At 50.5% G+C, this 24,810-nt stretch carries 21 protein-coding genes; 8 read left to right on the top strand and 13 right to left on the bottom strand.

The genetic code is table 11. The features are described from left to right. Positions 1-34: 34 nt before the first annotated feature. The 4 genes from cmk to gyrA all read right to left on the bottom strand — a co-directional run bounded on the left by cmk (position 35) and on the right by gyrA (position 6,424). Positions 35-718, bottom strand: a complete 684-nt coding sequence (cmk, locus tag BGL48_RS04140) for a (d)CMP kinase (RefSeq protein WP_069361466.1) — start codon at positions 716-718, stop codon at positions 35-37. A 200-nt stretch (positions 719-918) separates the two neighbouring features. Next, positions 919-2,205, bottom strand: coding sequence for a 3-phosphoshikimate 1-carboxyvinyltransferase (gene aroA / locus BGL48_RS04135; RefSeq protein WP_069361465.1), 1,287 nt, complete (start codon positions 2,203-2,205; stop codon positions 919-921). A 245-nt stretch (positions 2,206-2,450) separates the two neighbouring features. Then, positions 2,451-3,533, bottom strand: coding sequence for a 3-phosphoserine/phosphohydroxythreonine transaminase (gene serC, locus BGL48_RS04130; RefSeq protein ID WP_069361464.1), 1,083 nt, complete (start codon positions 3,531-3,533; stop codon positions 2,451-2,453). Positions 3,534-3,748: 215 nt separating this feature from the next. Next, positions 3,749-6,424, bottom strand: coding sequence for a DNA topoisomerase (ATP-hydrolyzing) subunit A (gene gyrA / locus BGL48_RS04125; protein WP_069361463.1), 2,676 nt, complete (start codon positions 6,422-6,424; stop codon positions 3,749-3,751). Between the two features lie 626 nt (positions 6,425-7,050). On the opposite strand from gyrA, the gene ubiG reads away from it, so the two are divergent. The 5 genes from ubiG (at position 7,051) to yfaE (ending at position 12,600) form a co-directional block, all read left to right on the top strand. Then, positions 7,051-7,761 carry a bifunctional 2-polyprenyl-6-hydroxyphenol methylase/3-demethylubiquinol 3-O-methyltransferase UbiG gene (ubiG, locus tag BGL48_RS04120; RefSeq protein ID WP_069361462.1) on the top strand — a complete coding sequence of 237 codons (711 nt, stop codon included), beginning with the start codon at positions 7,051-7,053 and terminating at the stop codon, positions 7,759-7,761. A gap of 24 nt (positions 7,762-7,785) precedes the next feature. Continuing rightward, complete coding sequence (gene gph / locus BGL48_RS04115; protein WP_069361461.1) at positions 7,786-8,442, top strand: phosphoglycolate phosphatase; 657 nt, start codon at positions 7,786-7,788, stop codon at positions 8,440-8,442. Positions 8,443-8,838: 396 nt separating this feature from the next. Further along, entirely contained in the window at positions 8,839-11,127 is a 2,289-nt protein-coding gene (gene nrdA, locus BGL48_RS04110) for a class 1a ribonucleoside-diphosphate reductase subunit alpha (RefSeq protein WP_069361460.1), read from the top strand. A 52-nt stretch (positions 11,128-11,179) separates the two neighbouring features. Then, entirely contained in the window at positions 11,180-12,313 is a 1,134-nt protein-coding gene (nrdB, locus tag BGL48_RS04105) for a class Ia ribonucleoside-diphosphate reductase subunit beta (protein WP_069361459.1), read from the top strand. Further along, positions 12,310-12,600, top strand: coding sequence for a class I ribonucleotide reductase maintenance protein YfaE (gene yfaE, locus BGL48_RS04100; protein ID WP_069361458.1), 291 nt, complete (start codon positions 12,310-12,312; stop codon positions 12,598-12,600). The genes nrdB and yfaE overlap by 4 nt, the downstream gene beginning before the upstream one ends. 36 nt (positions 12,601-12,636) lie before the next feature. Here yfaE and BGL48_RS04095 read toward each other — a convergent pair whose 3' ends face one another. Beyond that, on the bottom strand, positions 12,637-13,890 hold the full coding sequence (locus BGL48_RS04095) for a CinA family nicotinamide mononucleotide deamidase-related protein (RefSeq protein ID WP_255377316.1): 1,254 nt from the start codon (positions 13,888-13,890) through the stop codon (positions 12,637-12,639). 226 nt (positions 13,891-14,116) lie between these two features. Here BGL48_RS04095 and tyrP point away from each other — a divergent pair, with 226 nt between their 5' ends. After that, on the top strand, positions 14,117-15,289 hold the full coding sequence (gene tyrP / locus BGL48_RS04090; protein WP_069361457.1) for a tyrosine transporter TyrP: 1,173 nt from the start codon (positions 14,117-14,119) through the stop codon (positions 15,287-15,289). Positions 15,290-15,357: 68 nt separating this feature from the next. On the opposite strand, the gene BGL48_RS04085 is transcribed toward tyrP, so the two are convergent. The 3 genes from BGL48_RS04085 to cysB form a co-directional block, all read right to left on the bottom strand. Next, positions 15,358-16,083 carry a sulfite exporter TauE/SafE family protein gene (locus BGL48_RS04085; protein WP_100297945.1) on the bottom strand — a complete coding sequence of 242 codons (726 nt, stop codon included), beginning with the start codon at positions 16,081-16,083 and terminating at the stop codon, positions 15,358-15,360. 112 nt (positions 16,084-16,195) lie between these two features. Then, complete coding sequence (locus tag BGL48_RS04080) at positions 16,196-17,422, bottom strand: methyltransferase (RefSeq protein ID WP_069361455.1); 1,227 nt, start codon at positions 17,420-17,422, stop codon at positions 16,196-16,198. 73 nt (positions 17,423-17,495) lie between these two features. After that, positions 17,496-18,473: an HTH-type transcriptional regulator CysB gene (gene cysB / locus BGL48_RS04075; RefSeq protein ID WP_069361454.1), complete on the bottom strand. Its 978-nt coding sequence runs from the start codon at positions 18,471-18,473 to the stop codon at positions 17,496-17,498. 367 nt (positions 18,474-18,840) lie between these two features. Here cysB and BGL48_RS04070 point away from each other — a divergent pair, with 367 nt between their 5' ends. Further along, positions 18,841-19,599 (top strand): DNA repair protein, encoded by a 759-nt coding sequence (locus tag BGL48_RS04070; protein WP_069361453.1) that lies wholly within the window; start codon positions 18,841-18,843, stop codon positions 19,597-19,599. A gap of 74 nt (positions 19,600-19,673) precedes the next feature. On the opposite strand, the gene BGL48_RS04065 is transcribed toward BGL48_RS04070, so the two are convergent. From BGL48_RS04065 to BGL48_RS16335, 3 genes are all read right to left on the bottom strand, one after another. Then, positions 19,674-20,189: a low molecular weight protein-tyrosine-phosphatase gene (locus tag BGL48_RS04065; protein WP_069361452.1), complete on the bottom strand. Its 516-nt coding sequence runs from the start codon at positions 20,187-20,189 to the stop codon at positions 19,674-19,676. 104 nt (positions 20,190-20,293) lie between these two features. After that, positions 20,294-20,596, bottom strand: a complete 303-nt coding sequence (locus BGL48_RS04060; RefSeq protein ID WP_069361451.1) for a Dabb family protein — start codon at positions 20,594-20,596, stop codon at positions 20,294-20,296. Positions 20,597-20,614: 18 nt separating this feature from the next. After that, complete coding sequence (locus tag BGL48_RS16335) at positions 20,615-20,833, bottom strand: dienelactone hydrolase family protein (RefSeq protein WP_069361450.1); 219 nt, start codon at positions 20,831-20,833, stop codon at positions 20,615-20,617. Positions 20,834-20,883: 50 nt separating this feature from the next. On the opposite strand from BGL48_RS16335, the gene cobO reads away from it, so the two are divergent. Further along, on the top strand, positions 20,884-21,474 hold the full coding sequence (gene cobO, locus BGL48_RS04050) for a cob(I)yrinic acid a,c-diamide adenosyltransferase (protein ID WP_069361449.1): 591 nt from the start codon (positions 20,884-20,886) through the stop codon (positions 21,472-21,474). A 47-nt stretch (positions 21,475-21,521) separates the two neighbouring features. Here the strand turns inward: cobO and BGL48_RS04045 are convergent, their stop codons facing one another. Continuing rightward, on the bottom strand, positions 21,522-22,601 hold the full coding sequence (locus BGL48_RS04045) for a metal-dependent hydrolase (protein ID WP_069361448.1): 1,080 nt from the start codon (positions 22,599-22,601) through the stop codon (positions 21,522-21,524). 52 nt (positions 22,602-22,653) lie between these two features. Next, the gene (locus BGL48_RS04040) at positions 22,654-24,789 is read right to left on the bottom strand and encodes an AsmA family protein (RefSeq protein ID WP_083238422.1); all 2,136 of its coding nucleotides are present in this window, start codon (positions 24,787-24,789) and stop codon (positions 22,654-22,656) included. Between the last annotated feature and the right edge of the window lie 21 nt (positions 24,790-24,810).

Here is a 24,810-nt window from a genome sequence, read left to right as displayed (position 1 = left end):
GCTATCATCCTTGCAGCTAACGGTTATAGACTGCTTATGCAGCCGATAATTTGCTTTCAATAAACGCCAGTGCTTGTGCAATCACTTCGTCGATTGATAGCGACGTTGAGTCTAGCACTAATGCATCTGACGCGGGACGCAATGGCGCCACCGCTCGATTGCGGTCACGATCATCACGCTCTTGAATTTCGCTTAAAAGGCGGTCAAAGGTAACATTAACCCCCTTGCCTTGCAACTGATGCTGGCGCCGGCGCGCGCGTTCTTCTGCGCTAGCATCCAGGAAGATTTTCGCCTCGGCTTGCGGAAAGACCACGGTGCCCATATCACGGCCATCAGCAATCAAACCTGGCTCGCCGACAAACGCACGCTGACGGCGCAACAATGCCTCGCGAACACGCGGGAGGGCCGCGACTTTTGATGCTTGGTTGCCCACTTGTTCAGTGCGTAAGGCACCAGACACATCTTCCCCTTCGAGGATCACCTTCACCAGTTCACCCTCAGCGATAAATTGGACGTCTAGGTTCGCCGCCAACGGTACCAGCGCGTCTTCTGATGCGGTATCTACGTCATGATGAATCGCCGCTAATGCCAAAACACGGTAGATGGCGCCAGAGTCTAGCAAATGCCAGCCTAGTGTCTCCGCCAACCGCATACATAAGGTTCCTTTTCCTGCACCACTTGGGCCATCTACTGTAATCACAGGCGCCTGTGTCGGCATAAATCTCTCCACGTTCGTCAACTTTACTCGATTCGCGTCGCTTGCGGCTTAAAACGGGTTTGACGCCTGGCATATCGTCATGCGACAAACACACCGTTTGCCCAACAAGCCCATCGATAAATCGGCGCACAGTATAGAAGAAATCCGGCAGGAAATCATTGCTGCTGCGTCGATATCAGCAGCAATGAGTTGCAGTATGATTATTCCGCAATGCTGATTGCCGCGAGCTTCTCGAAATAATCCGGGAAGGTTTTTGAGGTGCAGCCTGGGTCGTTGATAGTGACGGGCGTGTCACTTAACGCTACTAGCGAGAAGCACATTGCCATTCGGTGATCGTCATAGGTGTCGATGGCCGCATGTTGCAACTGCGTTGGTGGCTCGACGTACAGATAGTCTTCGCCCTCTTCAACCACAGCACCTACCTTTTTAAGCTCGGTAGCCATTGCGTACAGACGATCGGTTTCTTTGACCCGCCAATTGTACACGTTGCGGATCCACGTCGGTCCCTCGGCAAATAAAGCGGCCACACCAATAGTCATCGCGGCATCAGGAATATGATTAAAGTCCATGTCGACGCCTTTAAGTGTTTGTCGACGGGCAAGCACATAATCCTCTCCCCACTCGATCTCAGCCCCCATCGCCGCGAGTGCGTCGGCAAACTGAATGTCGCCTTGTACGCTATGACGCCCAATACCCGTGACTTTCACTTCTCCGCCTTTGATTGCGGCTGCGGCAAGAAAATACGAGGCTGATGATGCATCGCCCTCTACCATAAAATGGCCTGGCGATTGATAACACTGCCCGGCAGGGATCACAAACGCTTGGTATTGATCATTTTGTACCTCAACACCAAATTGCGCCATGATGGCTAGGGTAATATCGATATAAGGTTTAGAGACCAGATCCCCTTTAATGGTGATCCGGGTCTCTTGCTCCGCAAATGGCGCGGCCATCAGTAATGCGGTGAGAAACTGACTGGAGATGCTACCATCAATGCTAACGTCGCCACCCGCCAAGCCAGTGCCATGGATACGTAGTGGCGGATAGCCTTCAGTCTCAAGATAGTGGATATCAGCACCAATCGCATTCAGGGCGTCAACAAGATGGCCAATCGGGCGCTCTTTCATTCTCGGTTCACCTGTCAGGGTGACATCCCCCTCACCTAGGCACAATGCAGCCGTTAATGGTCGCATCGCCGTTCCCGCATTGCCGAGAAACAGCGTGGTCGCCTCAGCGGTATTAAACGGTTGTCCCAGTCCTTGCACCACACATTCGGTGCGATCGCTGGACAATTGATAGTCAACCCCCAACGCAGTAAATGCATTGAGCATATGCCGCACGTCGTCACTATCCAGTAAATTGGTTAATCGGGTGGTGCCTGAGGCTAACGCGGCAAGCAATAGCGCGCGGTTAGACACACTTTTAGAGCCGGGAAGATTAATTTGGCCGTTAACATGAGAAATCGGGGAAAGTGTCAGTTGCTCCATTCTGGTTTATATCCGTGATGCTTAGTGCCCCCAGAGTAACCAAAATACCGGTTACCTCACAATTATTATTTTTGTCATCCTCGCCTCCCAAATAAAAAACCGCTTCCCCGTAGAGAAGCGGCTTGGTTTTGTGCTCGAGCCATTGGCAGATAACGCCAAGAGATGGCCACAAGCGCCAATGATTTGGGAAGGTCACCCTGTGGCATCTTAACGCGGCAGTCTAGCTTGACTGTCACGCCCCTTTACTAGCCGTATTTTTTCTCGAACTTGGCCATAAAGTCGACCAAGGCTTGAACGCCCTCAAGGGGCATGGCGTTGTAGATAGATGCACGCATGCCGCCCACATCTCTGTGGCCTTTCAGCGCCTGTAAGCCCTGTTCCGTTGCTTCAGCAAGGAAAGTCTCATCCAGGTCGCTGTTCGCCAACTGAAACGGCACATTCATCAAGGAACGATTGTCTTGGTGAATGTCATTACGATATAAGCTCGATTGATCAATCGCTTGGTAAAGCAGGGCTGCTTTTTGTTGATTGCGCGCATAAATCGCTTCGATCCCGCCTTGTTTTTTTAGCCATTTAAAGACTTCGGCGGCCAGATACCAAGCAAAGGTCGGTGGCGTGTTAAACATCGAGTCTTTCTCGGCTAACACTTGATAATTAAGCACACTAGGCAAGACGTCTTTGGCTAAACCGAGTAAATCATCACGCACAATCACCAAGGTCAGCCCGGCAGGACCAATGTTCTTTTGCGCGCCAGCGTAAATCACCCCATATTTCGACACATCAATCGGACGTGACAGGATGGTTGACGACATGTCCGCGACAATGGGTTTATGGGTTTCAGGCAAATCATTGATTTCGATACCATCAATGGTTTCGTTAGGGCAGAAATGGACATACGCCGCATCATCACTCAGTAGCCAGTCTTTGGCCGGCGAGATAGCGCGCTTGCCCTCTCGCTCGCGGCGAACATTGATAACATTGGGCGTGCAATAGCGTTTGGCTTCTTTGACCGCACTTTCGGCCCAGTAGCCGCCATCGACATAATCGGCGATGGTGTGGCTCCCCATCAGATTCATGGGCACCGCGGCGAATTGCGCACGCGCGCCTCCCTGACAAAAAAGAATATGGTAGTTGTCAGGAATCACTAGGAGTTCACGCAAATCTTGCTCTGACTGACGGGCAAGGGCTAAGAATGCTTGGCTGCGATGCGACACTTCCATCACCGAGGTACCAAAGTCTTGCCAGTTCATCAATTCTTTTTGCGCTTTTAGCATCACCTCGCGTGGCAACATCGCGGGGCCTGCGGAAAAATTATATACCTTATCCATGTTGGGGAGGGGCTCCTGCTTATTTGTCACTTGCGGCGCCGAACGCCGCAAGGGTTTCTCTGTTTTAAAAGGCGTGTGATTGATTTAACACGTTTCGCGAACAATTTGAAAGCGCCAACGCCGATCCGAACACAATTTCCGCCATCACTCCTGTTAATAGGCAATAAAAAAGGGTGCAGTTCACTGCACCCTTAAGACGTTATCTCAGCGACGACTTACGCGTCTTGATCATCATCAGACGCAGGCGACTGATCATTATCATCGCGTTCGCCATCATTGATAGGCGCTGATGCTTTGCCACCGTCAGACTGAGTGGTTGTCCCGGCTTCATTAGCCAGCGCTTCCATCTCCTCTTCATCTGGTTCCTCGATGCGCTGCAGGCCCACCACTTTCTCGTCATCACTGACGCGAATCAAGCGTACACCTTGGGTGTTACGCCCTACTTGGCTCACCTCTTCTGCGCGAGTACGGACTAAGGTTCCCGCATTGGTGATCATCATCAGCTCATCGCCTTCACAGACTTGGATGGCACTGACAACATCGCCGTTACGCTCAGACACTTTGATCGAAACCACCCCTTTGGTCGCACGACTCTTGGTGGGGTATTCTGCCAACGCCGTACGCTTACCAAAGCCATTCTCGGTCACGGTCAAGATTTCCGCATTCTCTTGCGGCACAATCAAAGAGACGACCTGATCGTTTTCAGCCAATTGAATGCCTCGTACCCCCGCGGCAGTACGACCCATCGCACGAACGGTGTCATTGGATGCCAGGAAACGCACCACTTTACCGAATTGCGAGAACAGCATGACTTCACTGCTATCGTCAGTGAGCTGAGCACCAATCAGGCTATCGCCCTCACGCAAGTTCACGGCAATGATCCCGGCACTACGTGGACGGCTAAAGTCAGTCAGTGGCGTTTTCTTCACCGTGCCATGCGCTGTGGCCATAAAGACGTATTTGTCTTCTTCATACTCACGCACTGGCAAAATCGTGGTAATACGCTCATCGTCTTCCAGCGGCAGTAAATTCACAATCGGTTTACCGCGCGCGTTACGCGATGCATGGGGCAGCTGATACACTTTCAGCCAGTACATGCGGCCGCGCGTTGAGAAGCACAGAATCGTGTCATGGGTGTTAGCAACCAGCAGTCGCTCAATGAAGTCTTCATCCTTCATTCGCGTCGCTGATTTCCCCTTACCACCACGGCGCTGCGCGTCATAATCGCTCAGAGCCTGATACTTAACATAACCGTCATGTGACCAGGTCACCACCACGTCTTCTTCATTGATAAGATCTTCAATATCAATGTCGGCACTCGCTGCGGTGATTTCGGTCAGACGTTTGTCGCCAAAACCATCACGCACCGCTTCAAGCTCTTCACGGATCACTTCCATCAAGCGCTCGGTACTGGCCAAGATATGCAGCAGCTCCGCAATTTGTTCCAGCAAGCCTTTGTATTCGTCTAAAATCTTTTCGTGCTCAAGTCCAGTCAGCTTGTGCAGACGTAAATCAAGGATCGCTTGTGCTTGCTGCTCGGTCAGATAGTACGAGCCATCATCACGGGCACCAAATTCTGGCGCCAGCCATTCTGGACGGGCGTTTTCACCGCCCACGGCTTCCAGCATGGCGGATACGCCCCCAAGTCCCCAACCTTGATCTTGTAGCTCTTGCTTGGCCACAGCAGGGGTGGGCGCTTGACGAATGAGCTCAATCACTTCATCGATATTAGCCAGCGCAACCGCTAAGCCTTCGAGGATGTGGGCACGGTCGCGCGCTTTACGCAACTCATACACGGTACGACGTGTGACCACTTCACGGCGGTGGTTAACAAAGCACTCAAGCATCCCTTTAAGGTTAAAGAGCTTCGGCTGGTTATTATCCAGCGCCACCATATTCATGCCGAATGACGTCTGTAATTGGGTTTGCGCGTAGAGGTTGTTCAGTACGACCTCAGCCACCGCATCGCGCCGACACTCAATAACAATCCGCATGCCCTCTTTATCGGACTCATCACGCAGCGCGGAAATGCCGTCAATTTTTTTGTCTTTAACCAGCTCGGCAATCTTTTCAATCAAACGCGCTTTGTTGACTTGATAGGGGATTTCATTGACAACAATGGTCTCTTTACCATTTTTGTCAGTTTCGATATCCGCCTTGGCACGCAAGTAGATTTTGCCACGCCCGGTTTTATACGCGTCTTCAATCCCTTTGCGACCATTAATCATTGCCGCTGTCGGGAAGTCTGGGCCTGGAATGTGCTCCATCAGCTCATCAATAGTGATATCTTCATTATCGATATACGCCAGACACCCGTTAACGACTTCGGTTAAGTTGTGAGGTGGGATGTTGGTTGCCATCCCGACCGCAATCCCGGAGCCGCCGTTAACCAGCAGGTTGGGGACACGCGTTGGCAATACGTCCGGGATTTGCTCAGTACCATCATAGTTCGGCACATAATCCACGGTTTCTTTGTCGAGATCGGCAAGCAGCTCATGGGCAATTTTCGCCATACGCACTTCGGTATAACGCATTGCCGCGGCTGAATCACCGTCGATAGAGCCGAAGTTACCTTGGCCATCTACCAACATGTAGCGCAGTGAGAACGACTGTGCCATGCGCACAATGGTGTCGTATACCGCACTATCACCATGGGGGTGATATTTACCGATTACATCGCCGACCACACGGGCCGATTTCTTATATGGCTTGTTCCAGTCGTTGCCAAGTACGTTCATCGCGAATAATACGCGGCGGTGTACTGGCTTTAGGCCATCACGCACGTCAGGAAGAGCTCGGCCAACAATGACGGACATTGCATAGTCGAGATACGAGCTTTTCAGCTCCTCTTCGATATTGACTGGCGTGATCTCTTTAGCAAGATCGCTCATGGAGCCAACATCCCTCAAATAATGTTTGCGTATTCAAATACGTGACCACGGAGAATAACACAAACCCTCTGTGGAGACACGCGAATATGGCTAAGATGTATCACGGATCTCGTTAGCAGACGCTCTGAGCGCGTCTACACGGACAAAAAGCCACCACTTGCGAAGCTAACTATGATTTTTTTACTAGAAATGCCCACAAGGTGTCTGAGCGCGAAAAAGGAATGATCCCTTTAACTTGAGCACACGATCACTTTTTTAGCAGGCAGAGAAATATCAACCATACTTAGGTGTGACGTGTCTGACCGACCTAACGTTGGTCAACCTGGTACATAGAGGAGGCATGATGCTCACTCGTATCGTTAACGCGATTGGTGCCTGTCTCATAGCAGGCAAATACCTTTTGGCTGGCATAATCGCCATCAGCGCCATTTTAACCGCGGCGTAATGCCGTGCTCTCTGCACGGCGGTGGCTGGCCGCCGTGCTATTTCTCTACCTGTGCACCTTGCCCCCGATTCAGGCTGTCTATCCCCCGTCATATCACCCACTGCCCCGCAAGAAGCACGGCTTCTTTTTATCGCGTTGGATTTCGTTATAATGCAGCAAAACCGATAAGGAAGCTGCAGTTATGAGCCAAGTACCCAATGTCGATCCGGCGGAAATTCAAAAATTCGAGGATATGGCCTCGCGCTGGTGGGATCGAGAAGGTGAATTTAAACCTTTGCATCAGATCAACCCATTACGCCTCGATTATGTCTTGGACAAAGCAGGCGGATTATTCGGCAAAACCGTACTTGATGTCGGATGTGGCGGCGGTATCTTAGCGGAGAGCATGGCGCAAGAAGGCGCTGAGGTCACTGGCTTGGATATGGGCAAAGAGCCCTTAACTGTCGCGCGCCTCCATGCCCTTGAAGCAGGTGTCGATGTGCAGTATATCCAATCGACCGCTGAAGAGCATGCCAGCAGCTATGCGCAGCAATACGACGTTGTCACCTGTATGGAAATGCTCGAACACGTGCCTGAACCCGCCTCCGTGATTCACGCCTGTGCACAGATGGTAAAACCCGGTGGTCATGTCTTTTTCTCGACACTGAACCGCAATACCAAATCTTGGCTGTTCGCAATTCTAGGAGCAGAACATGTGCTTAAATTGGTGCCAAAAGGCACGCATGAGCACCATAAGTTTATTCGCCCCTCAGAGCTGATGAACATGATTGATAACACCCCGCTAACGGCCAAAGACATGATAGGGCTTCACTACAACCCGGTGTTTGATACCTACAAACTCTCCAACGCCAATGTCGATGTGAATTACCTGGTTCACACCGTCGCGCCCTAGCCGACTGATAAGGAGCTTGCCAGCATGACCCCATCGACCATTCTCTTTGATTTAGATGGCACATTGCTTGACACCGCCCCCGACATGGGTGAGGCCGCCAACCGCGTCCTCGCCGAGTTTGACTTGCCTCCGTTAACACGCGAGCAAATTTATACCCATACAAGTTTCGGCGCGCGCGGTCTGTTAAGCGCTGGATTTGGCGAACAATCACAACATCAAGACCCTGTCGCCCTCCGTGCGCGTTTTCTTCATCACTATGGTGATGCGATATGCCATGGCACCCAGCTTTACGCTGGCATAGACACCCTGCTCGACAAGCTGGATCAGTTGCGCATCCCCTGGGGCATTGTGACCAATAAGCCCGAAGCGCTTACGCATCAATTACTCGCCTTTTTCCCTCGCCTGCAAGAGGCCAGGGTCATCGTTGGCGCTGATACCTATGCCCACGCCAAACCACACCCTATGCCTTTGCTCGAAGCAGCAAAAAGCCTTAATTGTGTGCCACAACAAGGGCTGTATGTCGGAGACATTGAAAACGATATATTAGCGGCGCGCGCGGCGAATATGGGGGCAGCAGTCGCAGGATGGGGTTACACCGGCGATCACGCCTTAGTTCATAATTGGAAAGCAGATCATATTTTCGCCAGGCCGGATCAGCTTAGCGCCATTCTTGGATCCTAGTCACACCCCACATTTTGTGGGGTTTGCTGTCTTTTCAACCAGTTAAAAACGATCACTGATCATCGCCAAGATCAATCAAAATAAATTTTTTTTATTGCCAATTTTTGCCTTTCAGTGATTGAAATTTTCACTAATCTTGTCGGACTTGCGTCACTAGGTTGGTGATTACTAACTTTAGATATAACATCCCCAAGATATCCACACCCACCCCATCAAAGACTGGCTTGCAAAAAGCGGGTTATATCACTATCTTGTAATCGACCCGGACATCGCCCCCTATATATAGTGTATTAGCGACGAGATGTCCGCACAGAGGCCGACCAAAAAATCATCAGCATTTTATAAAAACTTGCGAAAAAGAGCAGTTTGGCAAGGGAATATTGGGAAAGCATACAAATGAACCAAGAAATTACCGTATTAAAGCGTGATGGACGCAAAGAAAACTTAAACCTCGATAAAATCCATCGCGTAGTGACTTGGGCTGCCGAAGGCCTCTCAAACGTTTCTGTTTCTCTGGTTGAGATGCGCTCTCACATCCAGTTTTACGATGGCATGCGCACGGAAGATATTCACGAGACAATCATCAAAGCTGCCGCCGATCTGATTTCCGAAGAGAGCCCGGATTATCAATATCTTGCAGCTCGCTTGGCTGTCTTCCACCTACGTAAAAAAGCCTATGGCCAGTTCGAGCCCCCTAAGCTGGTTGATCATGTCAAAAACATGGTCGAGAAAGGCAAGTATGATCAGCATATCTTGGAAGACTACAGCGAAGAAGAGCTTGATACCCTAGACAGTTACCTCGATCACTGGCGCGATATGAACTTCTCATACGCCGCGGTGAAGCAGCTGGAAGGGAAATACCTAGTGCAAAACCGAGTGACCGGTGAGATTTACGAAAGCGCACAGTTTTTGTACATGATGGTCGCTGCCTGCTTGTTTGCGTCATACCCGAAAGAAACACGTTTGGACTACATTCGTCGTTTTTATGATGCTGCCTCGCAGTTTAAGATCTCACTGCCAACACCGATTATGTCTGGGGTACGTACGCCTACACGTCAATTTAGCTCTTGTGTGCTGATTGAGTGTGACGACAGCTTAGATTCTATCAATGCCACATCCAGCGCGATTGTTCGCTATGTATCGCAACGCGCAGGTATTGGTATTAACGCAGGCCGTATTCGCGCGTTGGGTAGCCCAATCCGTGGCGGTGAAGCCTTCCATACTGGTTGTATTCCGTTCTATAAATATTTCCAAACCGCGGTGAAGTGCTGCTCGCAAGGCGGCGTCCGTGGTGGCGCAGCGACCTTATTTTATCCAATTTGGCACCGCGAAGTGGAATCACTGCTGGTATTGAAGAACAACCGTGGTGTGGAAGAAAACCGTGTGCGCCATATGGATTACGGGGTTCAAATCAACAAATTGATGTATACCCGCCTGCTTAAAGGTGGCAACATTTCCTTGTTCTCTCCGTCAGATGTGCCTGGCTTGTACGACGCCTTTTTCGAAGATCAGGATGAATTCGAACGTCTGTATACCCAGTATGAAGCGGACGACACTATCCAACGCGAGACGGTAAAAGCGGTCGACCTGTTCTCACTGATGATGCAAGAGCGCGCCTCAACCGGCCGTATCTATGTTCAAAACGTTGACCATTGTAATACCCATAGTCCGTTTGATGCATCGGTGGCCCCGATTCGCCAGTCGAACCTGTGCTTGGAAATCGCGCTACCGACCAAGCCACTGAACAATGTTGAAGATGAGAACGGTGAGATTGCACTGTGTACGCTGTCCGCCTTTAACCTGGGTGCGCTTGAATCACTCGACGAGCTGGGTGAGTTGGCCGACTTAACCATTCGTGCCCTTGACGCGTTATTGGATTATCAAGATTATCCGTTACCTGCCGCGCGCAAAGCGACCATGAATCGTCGTACACTGGGTGTGGGTGTGATTAACTTTGCCTATCACCTCGCTAAGCACGGTGTACGTTATTCGGATGGCAGTGCGAATGGCCTCACCCACCGCACTTTCGAAGCGATTCAATATCACTTATTGCGTGCGTCCGTGGAGCTGGCGAAAGAAAAAGGCGCGTGTCCTGCGTTTAACGAAACCACTTATTCACAAGGTATCCTCCCTATCGATACCTACAAGAAAGACCTGGATGCGATTTGTGATGAGCCATTACATCTGGATTGGGAAACCTTGCGCAAGGATATCCAAACCCATGGTTTACGTAACTCAACACTGACCGCTTTGATGCCGTCAGAAACGTCGTCACAAATTTCAAATGCCACCAATGGCATTGAGCCACCACGTGGTTTTGTCTCAGTGAAAGCCTCTAAAGATGGCATTCTCAAACAAGTGGTACCTGAGTATCACAAGTATAAAGATAATTACGAACTGCTCTGGAACATTGGCAGCAATGAAGGTTACTTACAGCTAGTCGGTATCATGCAAAAATTCGTTGACCAAGCGATTTCTGCCAACACCAATTATGATCCGAGCCGACATGCAAGCGGTAAAGTTCCTATGAACCAGCTGCTTAAAGATTTGCTCACCGCGTACAAACTGGGGGTTAAAACCCTGTACTACCACAACACCCGTGATGGCGCGAGCGATGGTCAGTCGGAATCAACCGCGGCGCAAGCTGCTGAAGACGATTGTGCCGGCGGTGCATGTAAGATCTAACACACGACATGCAAAGGGCCTCTGGGCCCTTTTCTAGAGGTTTATAAGATTCATGGCTTACAGTACGTTTTCTAAAATCAACAATGACCCGCTCAAAGAACCCATGTTCTTGGGTCAGTCCGTTAATGTTGCCCGCTACGATCAGCAAAAATATGAAATTTTTGAAAAACTGATCGAAAAGCAGTTGTCGTTCTTTTGGCGCCCAGAAGAGGTGGACGTATCGAGCGATCGTATTGATTACAACAAGCTACCTGAACATGAAAAGCATATTTTCATCAGTAACTTGAAGTATCAAACCTTGCTGGACTCTATCCAAGGTCGCAGCCCTAACGTCGCGCTACTCCCATTGGTCTCTATTCCAGAACTCGAAACCTGGATTGAAACCTGGAGCTTCTCTGAAACCATTCATTCTCGCTCTTACACCCACATTATTCGTAATATTGTGGCTGATCCGGCGATTGTGTTTGATGACATCGTGATGAACGAGCACATTCAAAAGCGCGCAGAAGACATTGCCCAGTATTATGATGACCTTATTCAGCTGAGTAACTATTATCACCAATTTGGCGAAGGGACGCATTCGATCAATGGTCAGACAGTCACCGTCAGCCTGCGCGCGCTCAAGCGCCAGCTGTATTTGTGCCTGATGTCGGTCAATGCGCTTGAAGCCATTCGCTTCTATGTCAGTTTTGCATGCTCCTTTGCCTTTGCCGAGCGTGAACTGATGGAAGGTAATGCTAAGATCATCAAGTTTATTGCCCGTGACGAGGCACTGCATCTGACCGGGACGCAGCACATGCTCAACATTCTACGTAGTGGTCAAGACGATCCTGAGATGGCTGAGATTGCTAAAGAATGCGAGCAAGAGTGCTTTGACTTGTTCAAAAAAGCCGCTGAACAAGAAAAAGATTGGGCCGAGTATCTGTTCCGTGATGGCTCGATGATCGGTCTGAACAAAGATATCCTGTGTCAGTACGTCGAGTACATTACCAATCTGCGTATGTCTGCGGTGGGCTTAGCGCCTGCCTATGACAATGCGACACAAAACCCGATTCCTTGGATTAACGCTTGGCTGTCCTCGGACAATGTTCAAGTGGCACCACAGGAAGCCGAAATTAGCTCGTATCTGGTCGGTCAGATCGATAACGAAGTCAGCGTCGAAGACTTTGGCGACTTCGAGCTATGACCCGTATCACCATCGAAGTGAACGGCATAATGGTGGGTGGCAACACCCACCAAAACTTGCTGGAGCAGTTAGAAGACGCCGGTATTCAGCCTGAATATCAATGCCGAAATGGCATGTGTGGCGCCTGCCGCTGTAAGCTTAATCAAGGGTCTGTCACGCAGGGAGAAAGTATGGCGTTTGTGATGCCAGGCGAAATCCTCGCTTGTCAAAGTGCGCCGCAGACGGATGTGTCCATCGCGTTCGACTACCAACCCGCTGACATCAAAAAACAAGTGAACGAGGCGTAATACAATCGCCTCGCCTTCCGTTCTCTTGCCGACCTTCTATTCTATGCTGTCTGCATCAATGTAAATATCGTCATGTCGTGTCAGTGAAGCATAATCGGCAATCACCGTATACCCACTTAAGTAGCGCCTTAACATATCTAATAACACCGTAGAGATGTAACAGCGCGCATCGTCGTGAGACAGTTGCCGTTTAAAGCTTAATCGCTGCCCCCACTCGCCCTCTGGTGTGGAGATAGCCACACAAATTTGTCCGTGCAGTTCCGGGCCACAGGCAAGGCCAATTTGCTTTTGGTCGGGGCTGATCGTCGCACTGGCCATCGCCAGTGATGCCGCCAAAGGATTAGCCACCGCTTGCTCCGGCACATGCGCGTTCGACATTACCCAGCCTTGTTCAACCAAGTAAGCCGCTTGGCCATTGAGTAAGCTTGATAGCCAGCCACCGGTAAATTGCTCGGCGACTTTCAACGCCATACCGTGACGTTTAACGTCAAACGCTAATGCTGACACCATTGGCTCATTGTATGACACCACGTAATCAGCAAGCCGCTGTTGCAATGCCTCAAGGAGGGTGTCTTTTTCATCATGGTCTGCATCAATAAACAGTTTCACCTCAATAAAAGGCAAACTCGAGCGATAGCCCAGTGACACATCGCCAGGAAGCACTAATGATGCCATCACGTCACTGATCCCGGACTCTGACAAGCCAAATGTAAACAAACGGTAACAAGATCGCGCTTTTGCTGCGTAAACATGTAACAACTCAGGAAGGATTTGGCGCTCAACCATGTCGAAAAACTCAGAGGGCACTCCAGGCGTAAAATAAAAATGACACCCATTGAGTTCACAGTGAAAACCACACGCTGTTCCTTTCGGGTTCTCAATTAAGCGCGCGCCGTCAGGTAACATCGCTTGCTTAAGGTTGCTTTGTGCCATCGGCCGGCCGTGTCGCTCAAACCGCTGTTTCAGCTCATCGAGCCACGCTTCGTTCAGTGTCAGCTCCACCCCCATCGCCGATGCCATCGCCGCCGTGGTGAGATCGTCCGTAGTGGGCCCAAGCCCGCCGTTCACAATAACCACTTGCTCTGTCTGTGATAACCGAACTAATTCAATCGCCATATCATCAAGGTCATCCCCAATGGTCACCCGGCGAGACATCGTTAGCCCGTTCTCAAATAAAGTCCTTGATAGCCATGCTGCATTGGTATCCGTGATATCTCCCAGCAACACTTCCTCTCCGGTAGAAAGCATCGCGATTTGTGGCATTGGTGCTTGATGTTGTTGGTTTTCCACCCTGCCGCTCCTTATTGGTCACCGTGATTCGTCTTTGATTATGACATTAGACCGCTCGATTCACTACCCCAGCCTAACCGTACACTTTACTTTACTGAGTCGTACCTTTAGCATTACACGCATCCGTTTTTTTATCTGCATAGACAGTGCACAATGCGCATAAATTCACGTTATCTTTTGTGCGAACACAACAATTAACTTTTTATTAACACTGGTTAAACATAATATGAATAAAGTACTAGGAAGTTCGCTGATTATCGCAGGGACCACGATTGGCGCAGGTATGCTTGCTCTACCGCTTGCCTCTGCCGGTATTGGATTTGGAGCGTCGATGGCATTAATGGGGGCGATGTGGGCGTTGATGACCTATACCGCGCTATTAATGCTAGAAGTCCATCAGTACGCTGACGCGGATGCCACACTACACAGTCTGGCCAAACAGTTTTTAGGGGATAAGGGGAAGTGGCTTGCCTCATTCGCCATGTTATTCTTGTTCTATTCCCTATGCGCCGCCTACATTGCGGGCGGGGGGAGTCAGCTTAATGAGAAGCTGGCCCAGTGGTCAGCGATCGAGCTACCGCCAGCAGCCGGTGCGGTATTGTTCACCCTCGTGTTTGGCTTAGTGGTGACGCTAGGGACGAGTAAAGTGGATTTAATCAACCGTGGTTTATTTACCGTTAAAGTCTTATTCCTGATTTTAGCGTTAACCTTACTCACCCCACACGTATCCAGCATTAACTTAGTAGAGATGCCAGTCGAAAAAGGGCTCTTGGTCGCTGCATTGCCCGTTATTTTCACCTCTTTTGGCTTCCACGGCAGTATCCCCTCGATTGTGCGTTATGTCGGGATAGATCTCCCTTCCCTACGCAAAGTGATGATCGTCGGCTCCACCCTGCCACTTGCCCTCTATATTTTTTGGCAAGTCGCGAGCTTAGGCACCGTTGCACAATCTACCTTAGTTCAAAACGGCGAGCTGTCTCAGTTTGTTGCCATCATCCAATCGGTGGTGCAGCAAGATTATATCGCCTCCAGCATTTCGCTGTTTGCTGATTTAGCCTTAGCCACGTCATTTCTTGGTGTCAGTTTAGGCTTGTTTGACTTTATCTCGGACAGTTTTAACCGCCAAGATAGCATACGTGGCCGCTTGCAAACCGCCGCTATAACCTACTTACCGCCTTTGGTATTCGCACTTTTCTACCCTCAGGGATTTATCACAGCGTTAGGTTACGCGGCGATCGCTCTGGTGATTCTTGCGGTGGTGTTACCTGTGCTGATGGTGCGTAAAGCACGTCAAACCGTCTCAACAGATGAGCATTATCAGGTGATTGGTGGGAACCTTGGCCTTAGCTTGGCAATGGTGGGAGGCATAAGCGTTGTAGTGGCACAGTTTATTGGCTGATCATCGCTCGCTAACCATCCAATGATTCAATGACGCCCCACTGACTGGGCGTCATTTTTTTATTTTTTCTAGCCACCCATCAAGCCGCGTACCAGCGTACTGACTCCAGCTAAGGTACAGAGTAGCAACATTGCCCGACGGACGAGCTGCGGTTTCACCTTTGGTGCGACGCGATAAGCAAGCCATGTCGCCACCAGTACGGCAGGCACCGCAAATGCCGCTTGCTTTAAGTGCCACCATGTCAGAAAGTCCGTGGCGCTTAAGGCGATCAAAGACAAGATGCAGCTAATCGCAAAGTACCCCGCCAAGCATGCGCGCATCTTATTGACATCCGCATGTTGCAATACAAGAGCCATTGGCGGGCCACCAATACTGGTGGTGGTGCCCATCACTCCAGAGGTAAAACCGGCGACAAAAAAGTTTCGTCGATTAGGGGCAATGTCAAAGCGCATCACACTCGCCAATACTGCGATTAAGACGGCTGCCCCGATGATAATTTCCAGCATTTGTGTTGTGACGACTAACATCACGCCCCCAGCGACAGCAGTCCCCGGCACACGGCCTAAGTAAGCCCAACTAAGATCACGAAATGAGAGTTGATGCCGATATTGCCAAGCATTAATACTCGCCAATGTCAGCCCTACCATAGAAATGGTGGTCGGGACGAGTTTGGGATCAATCATCAGCAACAGTGGCGCGGCCACAATCGCCATGCCAAACCCAACCAAGCTTTGCACAAAACAGCCAAGCCCCAAGATCATGGCCACCGCCATGGAGACGCCGATATCAGGCATAAAAAGTAACTTCAGGTAAAGATAGGTAACCCGAGTGTAACGATTTACCCAGTCTTGAGCGAGCTTTTACGGGTAATCGCCTGATCGACACTTGTCCACCAGGAGTAACACGTCAAAGGCGTGCTGGACTGCTGGACGCATTGTTCTTTTCGGCATGAATCAACAGGTTGCGTGGCGTCAATTCACGCTCACAAAACTGTATCAGACTCACCGAGTACCCATGTTGCTCAAGGTATAACACCCTATCCAACACCAGCCATATTTCCATTGCTCGGCGAAAAGCACTCTTAACGACGTTGATTTGTTCGAGGATGGCAAAACGGGCTTCTCCACGGCGCAAATAGCCATCCGCATCGAAGTTAGCGGGGAACGTAAGCCCTTTTTGTGCCGCCCCCCAGCGACAAAATGCAGCAAACCCTTGGTGAAGTTGTGATTTTTTCAGTGCCGGTAATGGCAAGTATTGATCTTGGTTTTGCCAGTCCCGCTGCCATTCATCAAAACCTAAGCGATAAATTACTTCCTGTTCCCGTTGGCGACGAACGCGCTGTCCGCCGGTCACCGATTCTTGGACGGCAAGTTTAAGGTCGGCTTTTTTCAACCGTATTCCCGTTCCCTGCGCGACATCCGAGAGCGGCTGATAAGTCTCCTCACGAATAAGGTGATAGCAACACGGCGAGACGGATAGGCGCGACATGCCACACGTCACCGCTTTTTGCAGGAGTTGTACATGCAAGTCGCCGCAGGCATGTAACGCTAACCCGTGGTCACAACCGGCCATCACAGCGGCAGCCTCCGCGCCCATGGCATCTAAGGGATAAAATCGCATCGCGAGGGCGTTGCGCAGCGCAAACGCTTGTCCTTGATCGCAAAGCGCCTTTTGCCATTCAATACTCTCAACCGGCTTAGCGGTCACCGATGACATGGCACGCCCGAGATACCCTTTTCCGGCACACCACTCAAGGTAACGTACCGTCTCCCCGTGAGTGGGAACTGCACCGATGTATGCCTCGATTTGCGCCCACTTTCTTCCCGGGACCCCTACCGCCAACCGCGGATCCACCCCAAGCTTGGTCGTACTCGCCTTAGGCACAGCGGTGAGTTCGGTCAACGACGCCAACGCAGGCCACCAACTCGACAGCTGGGTAATCACGGCGTCAGGTGCGGCCTTTAGCGCTGTAACCTGGGAATAGTCCAAGCTTGCCAGCCAAGCGCATAATGCGTCTTCTTCCTGCCATGGTAAACGTCTATGTGCCATTGGCATTGGTTGCCATAACCATTGGAACTGGGTAAGAAGTTGGGTTAATTGCTTGAACTGTTGCTGAAAAGAGACGGAAGACATGGCGGCTATCAAGACTTGAATAAAGCGTGATCAAAAAAGGCTGCTTGACGCAGCCTTGTCATACTCGTGCAGTTTAACGAATTGGCAGCGGAATGTCCTTAAACATGCCATCAATTTCTTCGTTTGAACGTAGAGCCACCGCTTGATCTATCAGATTGCGCGTCAGGTGTGGGGCAAAGCGTTCAATAAAGTCATACATATAGCTGCGAAGGAAGGTGCCTTTACGAAACCCAATTTTGGTCGTGCTGGCACCAAAAATATGGCTGGCGTCAATGGCGACGAGATCTGAATCAGCTTGGCTATCCATCGCCATACTGGCAATAACCCCCACCCCTAGCCCCAACTTCACATAGGTTTTGATCACGTCCGCGTCTGTAGCGGTAAATACAATCTTGGGGGTGAGATTAGCCCGGTGGAACGCCTCATCCAACTCTGAGCGCCCGGTAAAACCAAAGACATACGTCACGAGCGAATAGGCCGCTAAGTCCTCGATGGTAATATTGTCTTTTTTCTGTGCCAGCGGGTGATCAGGCGTGACGATAATCGAACGATTCCAGTGGTAACACGGCAGCATGACCAAGTCTTCATAGAGGTGGAAAGCTTCGGTCGCGATAGCAAAGTCTGATGTGCCTTTGGCGACCGAGCTGGAGATCTGCGTTGGCGTCCCCTGATGCATATGCAAAGAGACTTTCGGGTACCGCTTGGTAAAGGCTTGAATCACATCCGGTAGTGCATAACGGGCTTGTGTGTGGGTGGTGGAAATATTGAGGTTTCCCATTTCTGGGTGCGTATGTTCACTCGCCACCGCTTTAATGCTTTCAACCCGAGACAAGATGCTTTGAGAGATTTCCACAATGGCCTCACCAGCAGGGGTAACTTGGGTCAGGTGTTTGCCACTGCGCTCAAATATTTGCACGCCGAGTTCGTCTTCTAGTAATCGAACTTGTTTACTGATCCCAGGCTGAGAGGTATACAAACTCTCTGCGGTCGCAGACACATTTAGGTTGTGGTTGACGACCTCAACGATATATCTAAGCTGTTGTAGTTTCATAGTGCAGACGCGCGAGCCTCATGGGTTAAGTGACAGCATTGGGTTCTGATAGATTATTTATATACCCAAATTAGACTATTTAATAGGCTTTGGTTATATAAACGTTAGCGATTGCACATTCACTAAGCAACTTGGTGAACAAACGTGATATGACTCGACCGCTAAAATTTGATTATTCCGATACGTTTATCGCCAAGTGCACGATTATGGGCCACACTATTAGCAGCGCATGCGAATCGGATGTTATGTGCAGAGTTAGAGGCGGATCACTCATACTGCCTCCATCCTTGATTGATGCTATCTCTGTCGGTTGAGATCGTGTATCTTAACCCGTTGAGTTTATTACAAGGAACATCGACGCTGAATTATGAATATTGCCTTGATAGCTGGCCTTTGTGTCATATTGCTCGGCCTGATTGTCGGCTACAACATATTGGCTCAACAACGTAAGCAAATTGAATCTCACAAGCGCCAAGAGATGGCAAAGCACATTGCAGTGATTGACGCCACCGAAGAGCTTATTGGTAATGCGCATAACCTGCCTTATAGCGGGACCTTGTTGGTTTGCTTGAATAAGAAGATCCTAGATTCCTTGAAAGCCATGTACGAGATTGATGATTCCGATAAATCCATCAAGCAACGTATTAGTGCCACTCAAGCGCAAATCGATCAAATCAAACAAAGCTATTCAAACCGCGAGTCCACCTCTTTTAAAGTGCCAGATAACGATCGACAAGCGATTTCGATGCTCAAGTTAGTAAAACGTCTGCGCTCGGTGGTGAAAGCGGAGCATTCAAAGGGACGACTGGCAACACAGGCGTTTGTGGCTGAGAACGCGCGCTTGGAGCAGATGCAGCTTAAAATCAATATTGAGAACGTGATTAAGCGTGCCAATGACGCCAAGCAAAAAGGGCAAATGGGCACCGCTCAGCAGTTATTGAAAAAAGCGATTGATGTGGTCTCGCCCAAAACCGATGATTACTCGCAAGAGATGAAAAAGCATTTAGAGCAAATGCATAGTGATATCACCCAAACACTGAATACGGGTCATGAGAAACTCCAGTCGGAACAAGAAGAAGAAAGAAGTGATCTGGACGAGTTGTTTGCGCCGAAAAAGAAATGGTAAATCAGCTTACGTAGGCTTAAAACAAACGGCGCGTTGATATGCGCCGTTTGTTTATTCTTCTCCTGCTCTTGCGTTCATCCCCTAGACGCGGACTCTCTCAACGAGCGCGGCAAAAGATGCGCTTCAATATGATCCAGCACCCCATCTGCCGCTTGTTCAAGCAAGTCTAACACCCGCTCAAAGCCGTCCGGGCCACCATAATAAGGGTCGGGGATCGGCCCATCGGTATGCTCCCCCCAGTGGAGAAATAAAGACAGTTTGCCTTGGTACTCGGGTGGGCATTGCGCTTGCAAGTCAGCCAGATTGCTCTCATCGGCTGCCAGAATCATGTCATGACAGCCAAAGTCAGCTGGGCCAACCTGGCGCGCGCGAATACCTTCAAACGAGTAGCCTCTCGCCTGCCCCGCCGCTTGGCTACGTGTATCAGGCGGATTACCCTGGTGATAACCTGCCGTGCCCGCTGAATCAATATCGACTGCCAAGCCTCGCGCCTGTGCGCGAGCACGTAATACGGCTTCAGCGGTGGGCGAACGACAGATGTTGCCCAAGCACACCACCAAAACACTGGGCCTTTGATTATCAGTTGTCATCAGCGTTAAACCTCCTTATGGCTAGGCTTTCAGCTTACCAGTAAGGATAAACGCTGCCTATAGTGAGGCAGGTAATACTCGGTGATAGGGCCGCCTATCAGCGCCTATGCAGGCACGGAATAATCCACAACGATAATGTCTTCCAGGATAGGACGAAATATCGCTTTTAGAGCTTCATGCTCAGGATGCGGTAAATAGCGCTCCCGCGCAGCACCATCACGAAACGTCATCACAATCACATGCGTGTAACCTTGGTCTTTATCTTCTGGGCTGTTGTTTTCTCCCCATTCGACCGACCCAACGCCATCAATGACACTAGGCATTGATTCAAATTTATCTTTCAATGCTTGGATCTGATCATCGCGCGCGTTAGCGGTAAAACGAACAAGCAATACATGACGAATCATCTCTTTCTCCTCGTATCACTATTCCATCCGATACGTCAAAAACGTTTTAAACGCCTGCCAGGACTTTTTATCAGCTTTTTCACGGTAACTCTCCGAACCAAATACGGTAAACGCATACGGCGCACCACCATACACTTGCGACCAGTCATCGACACCCGCCTGCTCTAGCGTTTGTATAAAACGCCCTATTGGTTGGAACTGTTTGTTTGCGCACCGCGTGTCAACGTTGGCATCCAACCTATCGTCCCTTTACTATAGACCTAAGTTAACCAAAGGTTGGAAATCACATGTCAGAACACAGTCATCAACAGCGCCAGCAAAAACTGAAAGAAAAAGTCGATGCTCGGATTGACGCCGCACAACAAGAAAAAGGGCTATTTCTTATTATTACTGGCAACGGCAAAGGCAAATCCACCTCCGCGTTTGGCACCGTCGCACGCGCCGCAGGCCATGGCTTCAAATGCGGGGTGGCGCAGTATATCAAGGGAACCTGGGCATGCGGTGAGCGAGACTTACTCAGTCAGCATGGCGTGGACTTTCATGTGATGAGTACAGGGTTTACCTGGGATACCCAAGATAAAACGGCCGACACCCAAGCCGCACAAAAAATCTGGTCAGCATGCAAAACCATGCTCAGCGATCCTGGTTACGATTTGGTCGTCCTGGACGAAATCACCTATATGATCACCTATGGCTATATTGATCTAGACGATGTCATCGCTACGATTAGCCAACGCCCCAGTGAGCAATCGGTGTTAATCACGGGTCGCGGTGCGCATCGTCGTCTCGTTGAAATGGCGGATACCGTGTCTGAGGTTCGTAATGTTAAACACGCCTTTGATGCGGGTGTTAAAGCTCGCCAGGGTATTGACTGGTAGGCGTTATCGAGAGCCTACAAGACAATAATGAGCGTGCAGAGGCACGCTCATTGCTTTGAGGTGCCGCTGGTCGGTACCGCTGTAGAGGATAGCGTATCAACAGACGTATCATGCGCTTGACACGATTGCCGACAGAGTTTGGCATCGATGGACTGATCGCCCAACAAGCGTTGCCACAACGCAGGGAGCGCGGTCTCAGGCAAAGGGCCAGGCTCGAGTTGTTGAGGCGCGACCGGCGCCCACTCCCCATTCATCTTTTGCTCTGCCAGTAAAAACTGAAACGGCTGATAGGCGGCCACCCCGAAGCGTAAGTCGGTGACGACCTGCTGCCCGTTTCGGTTTTCAAAGCGAATAAAATTACGTGAAAACGTCCGTAGAGCGCTGAGGGTATCAGAGTTTGCCAGCGGCCACTCTCCCAGAGGCTGCGTGACCCAATCAATTGACGGGTTGGCATCAAGTCGTGAGGCCAGCCCCTCCCAGTATTGATCTTCGCCACTGACGACCACACGCCACAGTAAAGTGTTAAACGGCGTTGGCATAATGATCAACGGCTGGCCTTCCAGCAAGGTTCCTTGTGTTTGCTCGGCAACCCGGTTTTCTATTTGATGGAGCTGATACACAGAACTGGCCAAATAAAGACTCGAGACCATCAACCCAACACCACACATCCTGGCCCCAAGATGGCGCCATACCAGCGCGCTGATGAGCGCAACCAGTAGGGGCAACGTATACAGGGGATCGATAATAAATAAACTTGCCACCGCTACTGATGGCACATCAAGCGGCCAGAATAGCTTGGTGCCATATACCGTCATGGCATCAAGCAATGGATGGGTGACAAGCACCGCGATGACCAGCACCATCAATTGCCACAGTGGCCACTGACGCTGCCAGCGCCACCAGCACCAAGCAATGAGCGCGCCAACCCAAGGCAGTACGAACAGCGAGTGGCTGAAACCTCGGTGGTTCACAGTGTTCGCCACCGGATCGCCATAATCTATCAATACATCCAGATCCGGTAAGGTCCCCAAGGCCGCGCCCGCCAGCAGCACTTTCGGTGAGCAGCGTTTACCCGCAACCAAACCCGCGACCGTTGCGCCTAACGCGGCTTGCGTGACAGAATCCATAAAGCGTCCTTTAATGACTTTGCATTAGATAGCCTGATGAGTGATGCGCCGATCACTGAAATAAATTAAGGAGTTTATCTGCCGTCTCTTTGACCTTATCGTCATCCGCTTTATCACCCAGTAGCTTTTTCAGCCCTCGTTGCGCCTCTTTGCGTGCTTTCTCTTCTAACGCTTTATTACTGCTGAGTAACTGCTTAATATCTAATTTATAGCTCGGCGATTGCCAAGTACCAGCTACCGTCACTGGGATGGTCACATCACGCAGTTCATCAATATCTTTACCGCCCTGGCCTTTACTGGTCTCGACCACCGAGGTATAGACGTCAAAATCGAGTGTCTCTTTCAGCAGATCGGTTTGTCCGTCACTACGTACCCGAAGCGCCGGCGCTTCCAACAGTAAGTCGGTGGTGCGTGCCATGCCGTTACCTAGGGTAAAACTTGCCGTGAGTGCGCTAAAGTCCGTTTTACGTACTTCTTTGGCGGCCGCTGCCGACTCGCCTTTTAGGGTTGCTTTCGCCTCTCTGAGCATCTGCGCCAAGTTAATGCCATTTATCGCACCATCTTCGAAGAAAATAGCGACACTGCCTTGAATCGCTTGACGCAATGCATACGGTGACAAGCCTTTGCCTTGTACATTGATATCAAGGTTCCCCTTACCTTCTAATAAGTCGACCTCAGCGGCATCTTCCAGTAAAGGAAGCACTTGGATCCCACGCGCTTTTTCACTCACCTGATAGCGCGCAGGGGTTTGTGTGGCATCTAGCATCCCTTGCACAACCACGCTGCCTTCATAGGCTTGTGTGGTCAGCTCGGACACGTCGACCTTGCCACGGTCGATGGCAACTGTCGCACGCGTTTTTCCCAAGGTAACATTACTCACGGTCAGCCCTTTCATCGCCAATGAGCCGGCAATATCTAGCGTCTTCAACACACTCAGATCAGGCTCTTCTTTGCTCAGGGGCGCAGCTTGTTTGTTGGAGCTGGATGGTGCATTAGCGCCAGACTCACTTGCTTTTGCGGACTGACTAGGCGCTGCGTCTGTCGGTAGCAGCGTATCGAGGTTGATATGGTTGGTATTCAACGCAAAGCGCACTTGGGGGATCTCAGTCAACTTGACCGCCACTTTACCATCCACCACAACATCATCGTCGTTCAACCGGCTGGTCAATTCACTGACCGTCACCGTTTGCTGGTTGATGTCAAACACAATATCCGCGGCTAGCGCTTGGCTAAGAGACGAGTGGGGAATAGGCTCGCCGGACAGTGTCGTGAGCATGTCTAACCCCTGAACAGTGACCTTATCTTGCGTTTTTGCGATAGTCACCTGGGCTTTACCTGAGCTTTCAATGTCGATGTCAGCCGTTTGCGCATTCACATTGAAGCCTAATTTCGCCGTCTGGCCCAGCGAAAAACTATCAAGGGTAATATTGGCTTGTTCAATCGCCATATCACCTTGCTCTGCCGAAAGCGTCAACGCCAGTTTGCGCAACTGGCTTTGTATCACGTCACTGGCCAATTTCAACTCGCCTTGACCTTCCACCGCAAAGCGGGCGTCATTTTGCTCGCCGCGCAACGACAGTGATAGCGGCGTCCACACATCCGTCGCCAGATTGCCCACCTCAAGATCCACATCGCGCAGCGCCGTCATGGTGCCCGCTTGATCATCTTTGACGACCACACTCGCGTTAGCCACACTGAGCCCTTGTAACGATACATTCCACGTCTTTGCCTCAGTGCTCGTCGTCTCAGAGGATGAGTCTGATTCTGGTGTCGGCTCTGTTTGAGGCGCTGCGGCCTGTGATGTCGTGGTGAGGTTGCTCTCCCCATTACTCAGGGTTTGAATAAAAACATGAGGGTCTTGCAATATTATTTCGCCGACCTGCAAGGTTTGCGACATCAAAGGCAACACATCGACAGACAGGCGTGCTTGAGATAAGCGCATCAGATCGGGTTCATCAAAGCCGGGGCGATTTTTTATCGCGACATCCTCGACTGAAAACCCCAAACTTGGCCAAAACTGCCAAGCAATATCGCCACCGATGACCATGTCATAGCCTGTCTGCTTTTTAACTTGCTCGACCAACAATGGCTTAAACTGGTTAGGGTTAATAGTCGCGAGCACAGCGGCGATGCCACCGATGACAACCACCACCAAAACAACAAGAGTAAGGGCGATTTTTTTTATCATTGCAAGATGCTCCTTGTGCGT

The organism is Salinivibrio sp. SS3 (assembly GCF_001722105.1).
GTDB lineage: Bacteria > Pseudomonadota > Gammaproteobacteria > Enterobacterales > Vibrionaceae > Salinivibrio > Salinivibrio kushneri.
This window is presented reverse-complemented; position numbering and strand designations above follow the sequence as displayed.